5 protein-coding genes are annotated in these 7,159 nt (G+C 69.9%); 2 read left to right on the plus strand and 3 right to left on the minus strand.

Translation table 11 applies throughout. From position 1 onward, the window contains the following. Positions 1–161 precede the first annotated feature (161 nt). From ABD810_RS25420 to uvrA, 3 genes are all read right to left on the minus strand, one after another. Positions 162–1,637, minus strand: coding sequence for a hypothetical protein (locus ABD810_RS25420; protein ID WP_344945342.1), 1,476 nt, complete (start codon positions 1,635–1,637; stop codon positions 162–164). A 215-nt stretch (positions 1,638–1,852) separates the two neighbouring features. Further along, positions 1,853–2,323, minus strand: a complete 471-nt coding sequence (locus ABD810_RS25425; protein ID WP_344945345.1) for a Rieske (2Fe-2S) protein — start codon at positions 2,321–2,323, stop codon at positions 1,853–1,855. 239 nt (positions 2,324–2,562) lie between these two features. Next, on the minus strand, positions 2,563–5,403 hold the full coding sequence (gene uvrA / locus ABD810_RS25430; RefSeq protein ID WP_344945348.1) for an excinuclease ABC subunit UvrA: 2,841 nt from the start codon (positions 5,401–5,403) through the stop codon (positions 2,563–2,565). A gap of 213 nt (positions 5,404–5,616) precedes the next feature. Here uvrA and ABD810_RS25435 point away from each other — a divergent pair, with 213 nt between their 5' ends. Both ABD810_RS25435 and ABD810_RS25440 read left to right on the plus strand, forming a co-directional pair. After that, complete coding sequence (locus ABD810_RS25435) at positions 5,617–6,396, plus strand: maleylpyruvate isomerase N-terminal domain-containing protein (RefSeq protein WP_344945350.1); 780 nt, start codon at positions 5,617–5,619, stop codon at positions 6,394–6,396. After that, on the plus strand, positions 6,393–7,037 hold the full coding sequence (locus ABD810_RS25440; RefSeq protein ID WP_344945353.1) for an MBL fold metallo-hydrolase: 645 nt from the start codon (positions 6,393–6,395) through the stop codon (positions 7,035–7,037). The genes ABD810_RS25435 and ABD810_RS25440 overlap by 4 nt, the downstream gene beginning before the upstream one ends. The last annotated feature ends 122 nt before the right edge of the window (positions 7,038–7,159 follow it).

Genomic DNA, 7,159 nt, shown 5'->3' on the forward strand with positions numbered 1-7,159 from the left:
TGAAAGCCTATCCGGACCCGCCGACAGAATAGGGCGATCCAGCAGTGGATAGGGGCTGAAGAGAGGTGCCGTAGATCAGCGGCGCCACCCGCACCGAGCCGAACCCACGCCGCCCGACCACCACCCGCACACGAACCTCACGCGGAGCATGCGCCGGTCGGTCACCGCCTGCACAGGAGTCTTGCTCGGCCGGAGGCGGCCACGTGGACGAAGCCCGGTACCTCGGGGGGCCGGTGTGCGAGCAGGCACCGCACCCCGTACCGGTCGGCCAGGGCGAGCCGTTCCTCCGGCGTGGTCGCGACCGCGAACATGCGCCGCTGCGCCGCGTGCCGTTCCGCCTCGTCCCGGACGAACGGGTACGGGTACGGCGGGGCCACCGCGCGTACCCCCCACCCTGCGAGCCGCCGCGTGGCGGCGGTGCTGGTCGCCATCACGACGTCGCCGTCACGCACGTACGGCCGGGCGAAGTCGTGGCGGTGGCCGGTGCCGCCGCCCGGCCAGCGCTCGATCACCGTGGCCGGGACCAGGCCGGCGGGAACCTCCGGCGGCAGCGCGCGGGCGACCCCGGGCGCCGCGCCGAACAGCCCGGCCGCGCAGGCCGTGGCGGCCAGCACGCCGTACGGCTTCCAGCCCGCGAGCCGGTCCCCCAGGTATCGGGCCAGCGCCAGATGCGACATCAGCGCCCCGGCCGGGATGAGCCGGGTGAACTCGTACCGTCCAAGGAGGACCGCGACGATCACCACACCGGCCCCGGCGGCGAACCCGGCGGCCAGTTCGCGGCCCAAGGGCGACCGCATCCCGTGCCAGAGCGCGGGGATCCCCACCAGGACCAGCCCGTACTTGGCGAAGGCGTCCACGACGAGGGCGGAGTGGATCTGGGAGAAGCCGGACCCCGCCTGAGCCAGCGTGGAGATGTCGGTATAGGGCCACAACGCCGCCAGGGCGAGGGCGCCCGCGCCCGCGCAGCCGAGCGCGAGCAGCCGGTCCTTCGGCCAGGCGCGCGGCCGGGCGAGCAGGAAGGCGGCGCCCACCAAGGCCGTCTCGGCGGCGGTGAAGGGGTGTACGAGCAGGATCAGAGCCGGCAGGACCGTGAGCCGGGCCAGATCCCTCCGGCGGCCGTCGTCGCGGTATCGCAGGAGCGCGGCCAGGCAGAGCAGCATCAGCGCGAATGCCGGTGTGGACGGGTAGGGCTGGGTGAACGACAGGGAGGCGAGCGGCGCGAACCCGCTCCACGCGAACGGCAGCGTCCCCCAGAGCAGCAGAATGAAGATCACGGCGAGTACGGCGGTCGCGGTGCGGTCGCCGAGGTGGCGGCAGAACACCCGCAGCGCCCACAGCAGCAGGCCGATGTTCGCCACACCCGCCCATTCGAGGACGGTTTCCGGCGCCAGCCCGCTCACCCGCGACACGACGGCCAGCAGCAACGTGTACGGCGAGAAGTACGGGCTGGGCAGGTGGCCGCCCACCAGCGGATCTTCCGGCGCGAGTGGATCACGGGCGGCGGCACGGACGGTGGCGAGGTGCAGATGCCAGTCGCCTATCCAGGCGTGCCTGCCGGCGACGAGAACCGTCCAGACCAACACGATCACCGACAACAGCAGGTAACCCCCGCCGCGCACCCGCCTGACTTCCCCCACAGCGAATCTGATCACACCCGCTAGGGCACACCCGGCCGCTCAAGGTCAATGTCACCAAAAGACCCAGGGCCGCCCTCACCACCTAGCAAGCCACACCCCCGCACCCCCTCCACCAGAACCCACATCGAGAGCCGCTCACCCCCGCGAGCACACAAAACGGGCGGGGGTGCAGGGCTGTCGCCCCGCACCCCCGCCGGTAGGAGTCTGTCTCCGCCTCAGGCGAGGCTGATGGAGTCCCCCTCGACCGTGATCTGCTTCTCCTTCAGCGGCGACTTCGCCGGGCCGTCGGTCACGGAGCCGTCGGTGATGCTGAACTTGCTGCCGTGGCAGGGGCAGTTGATGGTGCCGTCGCTAACGGAACCTACCGGGCATCCAGCATGGGTGCAGATGGCGCTGAACGCCTTGAACTCGCCGTCGGTCGGCTGGGTGACGACGATCTTCTGCTTCTTGAAGATCTTGCCGCCGCCCGTGGGGATGTCGCTCGTCTTCGCCAGGCCGCCGGAGCCGCCGGCCGCGTCGTCCCCACCCTTGTTGGAAGAGGAATCCGCTTCCGGCTCCGAGGCGGAGTCTCCGCTGTCCACCGTGGTGGATCCGCCATATCCACTGCAAGCGGTGAGCACAGCGGTGAGGCCGGCGCCACTCGCACCGAGCATCACCGCACGCCGCGTCGTATCCATCTCCGTCATATTCGCCTTCCTCAAAGTCCGTTATCTCAGCAAACGGCTCACGCCTCGACTTGGTTCAGCATGCGGGACATGCAACCGCGGAAGTATGAAGAAATACGCACATCCGCAGACCACACCACTTTGCCACCCCCACCAACGTGAAGCCCCCGTAAGCCGGGTCCCATCATGCCGATTCCCCACACCGCCCCGGCCATGAGGGACGGGCGCACGGGGCGGGGAACGGCGCGAGGGGTGGGAGGTCAGTTGCCGAGGACCTTGCTGAGGAAGCGGCCGGTGTGGCTGTCCTCGATGCGGGCGACCTGCTCCGGCGTGCCGGTGGCCAGGACCACACCACCACGGGACCCGCCCTCGGGACCCAGGTCGATGACCCAGTCGGCGGTCTTGATCACATCGAGGTTGTGCTCGATCACGATGACGGTGTTGCCGCCGTCCACCAGGCGGCCGAGCACCCCGAGGAGCTTACGGATGTCCTCGAAGTGCAGGCCGGTGGTCGGCTCGTCGAGGACGTAGATGGTGCGCCCGGTGGAGCGCCGCTGGAGCTCGGAGGACAGCTTGACCCGCTGTGCCTCGCCGCCGGACAGCGTGGTCGCGGGCTGGCCCAGCCGGACATACCCCAGACCCACGTCGTTGAGCGTCTTCAGGTGCCGCTTGATCGCCGGGATCGCGTCGAAGAAGTCGAGCGCCTCCTCGACCGGCATGTCGAGGACCTCGGAGATCGTCTTGCCCTTGTAGTGGACCTCCAGGGTCTCCCGGTTGTAACGGGCGCCGTGGCAGACCTCGCAGGGGACGTAGACGTCCGGCAGGAAGTTCATCTCGATCTTGATGGTGCCGTCGCCGGAGCACGCCTCACAGCGCCCGCCCTTGACGTTGAAGCTGAACCGGCCCGGCAGATAACCCCGGATCTTCGCCTCGGTCGTCTGCGCGAAGAGCTTGCGGACGTGGTCGAAGACCCCGGTGTAGGTCGCGGGGTTGGACCTCGGGGTGCGGCCGATCGGGCTCTGGTCGACGTGGACCACCTTGTCGACCTGGTCGGTGCCGGTGATGCGGGAGTGCCTGCCCGGCACGGTCTTCGCGCCGTTGAGCTCCTTGGCCAGGGCGTTGTACAGGATGTCGTTGACCAGGGTGGACTTGCCGGACCCCGACACACCGGTCACCGCGGTGAACACCCCAAGCGGGAACTCGACGTCGACGCCCTTGAGGTTGTGCTCCCTGGCGCCCTTGACCACCAGCTTGCGCTTGGCGTCGCGCTTTCGCCGGGTGGCGGGCAGGTCGATGCTCCTGCGCCCGGACAGATAGGCGCCGGTCAGCGAGTCCTCACTGGCCAGCAGGTCTTCCACGGTGCCGGACACGACCACCTGGCCGCCGTGCTCACCGGCTCCCGGCCCGATGTCGACCACCCAGTCGGCCGCGGCGATCGTGTCCTCGTCGTGCTCGACGACGATCAGCGTGTTGCCCATGTCGCGCAGCCGGATCAGCGTGTCGAGCAGCCGCTGGTTGTCCCGCTGGTGCAGGCCGATCGACGGCTCGTCGAGAACGTACAGAACCCCGACGAGGCCGGACCCGATCTGGGTCGCCAGCCGGATGCGCTGGGCCTCGCCACCGGCGAGCGTGCCCGCCGCGCGGTCGAGGGTGAGGTAGTCGAGCCCGACGTCGAGCAGGAAGCCCAGCCGGGCGTTGATCTCCTTGACGACCCGCTCGGCGATGTGGGAGTCACGCTCGGAGAGGGTGAGCCCGCCGAGGAACTTGGCGCACTCGCCGATCGACATCGACGACACCTTGGCGATGGAGGAGTCGCTCACCGTGACGGCGAGCGAGACCGGCTTGAGGCGGGCACCCTTGCAGGTCGGGCAGGGGATCTCCCGCATGAAGCCCTCGAAGCGCTCGCGCGTGGAGTCGCTCTCGGCCTCGGCGTGCCGGCGCTGCACCCACGGGATCACGCCCTCGAAGGTCGTGTAGTAGGAGCGCTGCCTGCCGTAGCGGTTGCTGTAGCGGACATGGACCTGCTCGTCGTGGCCGCGCAGCAACGCCTTCTGCGCCTGCTTGGGCAGCCGCTCCCATGCGGTGTCCAGGTCGAACCCCAGGGCGTGGCCGAGCGCCTCGACCAGCCGGACGAAGTAGTCGCTGGTGTGGCCGCCGGCCCATGGGGAGATGGCGCCCTCCCCCAGGGACCTCTCGGGGTCGGGCACCACGAGCTCGGGGTCGACCTCCATGCGCGTGCCGAGACCGGTGCAGTCGGGGCAGGCGCCGAAGGGCGAGTTGAACGAGAACGACCGGGGTTCGAGCTCCTCGAAGGACAGCTCGTCGTAGGGACAGTAGAGATGCTCGGAGTAGAACCGCTCGCGACCGGGATCGTCCTCGGGGAGGTCGACGAAGTCGAGGGTGATCGTGCCGCCCGACAGCTGGAGCGCCGTCTCCACCGAGTCGGTGAGCCGCCGGCGCGCGCCGTCCTTGACGGAGAGGCGGTCGACGATCACCTCGATGTCGTGCTTTTCGTACTTCTTCAGGGTCGGTGGCTCTTCGAGCCTGACGGTCGTGCCGTCGACACGGGCGCGCGCGAAGCCCTTGGTCTGCAGCTCGCGGAACAGCTCGGCGTACTCCCCCTTGCGTCCGCGGACCACCGGTGCGATGACCTGGAATCGCGTGCCCTCGGGCAGCTCGAGCACCCGGTCGACGATCTGCTGCGGGGTCTGCCTGGCGATGGGACGGCCACAGGTGGGGCAGTGGGGCTTGCCGATGCGCGCCCACAGAAGGCGCAGGTAGTCGTAGACCTCGGTGATGGTGCCGACGGTGGACCGGGGGTTGCGGGAGGTGGACTTCTGGTCGATCGAGACCGCGGGAGACAGGCCCTCGATGAAGTCGACATCGGGCTTGTCCATCTGCCCGAGGAACTGCCGGGCGTACGCCGAGAGCGACTCGACATAGCGCCGCTGGCCCTCGGCGAAAATGGTGTCGAAGGCCAGGCTGGACTTACCGGAGCCGGACAGCCCGGTGAAGACGATCAGAGCGTCTCGCGGCAGGTCAAGCGAGACGTCCTTGAGGTTGTGTTCGCGGGCGCCACGAACGATCAAGCGGTCGGCCACAGCAGATCTCTCATGTTCAGGTTGCGATCCACGGCAGCCGGAACGGGCCACCTCTGACTAGTCGCCGCCACTCTAACGACGGGGTCCGACAGTTTCTTCCGGTCCGGAGAGCCGCCCCCCGGCGGGGGCGGAACGTTCGCTCCCCGGGGCTGGGGACCGCCCGTGCCGGAAAGGGGCGCGCGGGCGGGCGTGTATGGGGAAATGATGACGTGCATGACCGTTCTCGACGACCTTCAGGCCGAGCTCACCGCGGCCACGAACCGGCTGCTCGCCACCACGGCCGCGCTGTCCGACTCGGACGTCACGGCCCCCTCCCTGCTTGCGGGCTGGACCCGCGGCCATGTGCTCACCCACGTCGCGCGTAACGCGGACAGCCATATCAACCTGATGACCTGGGCCAAGACGGGTGTGTACACACCACAGTACCCAACACCGGACGCCCGGGAGACCCAGATCGCCCAAGGAGCCGGAAGGCCGATCAAGGACCAGCACGCCGACCTCGTCGACAGCTCCGGCCGGTTCGCCGACATGCTGGGCTCGATGCCGCCGGAGGCCTGGGCCGCCCTCGTGGAGGGCATGCGACCACCCCCGCACCCCGCCTGGTACCTGCTCGTACGAAGGATCAGGGAGGTCGAGATCCACCATGTGGACCTCGACGCCGGATACACGTGGGCCGACTGGCCCGACGTCTTCGTCCAGCGCGAGCTCCATGACGCGATGGCGTGCCGGCCCCGCGCCGAGAGCACGATCAGCGCCGTCCGCGCCGGCGACCGGAGCTGGACCGGCCTCGGCGAGGGCCCGGCGGTGGCGGGATGGGCCCCCGGCGTGCTCGGCTGGCTCACCGGACGCCTCAGCGGCGATGGGCACGGGCAGCCGGACGGCGTCACCTTCGAGGGGCTTAGGCTGGCGGAGAAGCCGCCGACCGCACCGCCGTGGCTGACGATGCCGGCCCCGCCCGGCCTTCCGGCGACACCACCTGAGGAGTACCCATGACCTACACCGGTGATGTGACCGCTGACGGCCCCGCCGACGTGCGGGAGCTACCCGACCTGACGATCAGCAAGATCGAGGTGGGCGACTTCGGGAACAACGCCTACCTGCTGCGGTGCCGTGAGACCGGTGACGGCGTGCTGATCGACGCGGCCGCCGACGGCCCGAGGCTGCTCGACCTGATCGGCGACCAGCCCATCAGCAAGATCGTCACCACCCACCGGCACCGCGACCACTGGATGGCGCTCGCCGAGGTGGCCAAGGTGACCGGCGCGGAGACCGTCGCCCACCCGCTGGACGCCCCGGAGCTGCCGGTGCCGGTCACCCGGCCGGTGGAGCACGGCGACAAGGTGACCGTCGGCGTGGTCACGCTCGATGTGATCCACCTGCGCGGCCACACCCCCGGCTCGATCGCCCTGCTCTACCAGGACTCCCACCTGTTCACCGGCGACTCGCTGTTCCCCGGAGGAGTGGGCAACACCGAGCGTGACGCCGCCCGGTTCGAGCAGCTCTACAACGACGTGGTGCAGCGCGTCTTCGACCGGCTCCCCGACGAGACCTGGGTGTACCCCGGTCACGGCAAGGACACCACGCTCGGAGCCGAGCGCCCGTCCCTGCCCGAGTGGCGCGCCCGCGGCTGGTAGCGGCCGCCGCTCCCAAACCGCCGCTCTCCAAACCGCCGCTCCCAAACCGCCGCTCCCCAAGCCGCCGCCCCAGCATGCCGGCGGCCCCCGCCACCGGGGCCGGGCTGAGGAACGTGAAACGG

The organism is Sphaerisporangium flaviroseum (genome assembly GCF_039537005.1).
GTDB classification, from domain to species: domain Bacteria; phylum Actinomycetota; class Actinomycetes; order Streptosporangiales; family Streptosporangiaceae; genus Sphaerisporangium; species Sphaerisporangium flaviroseum.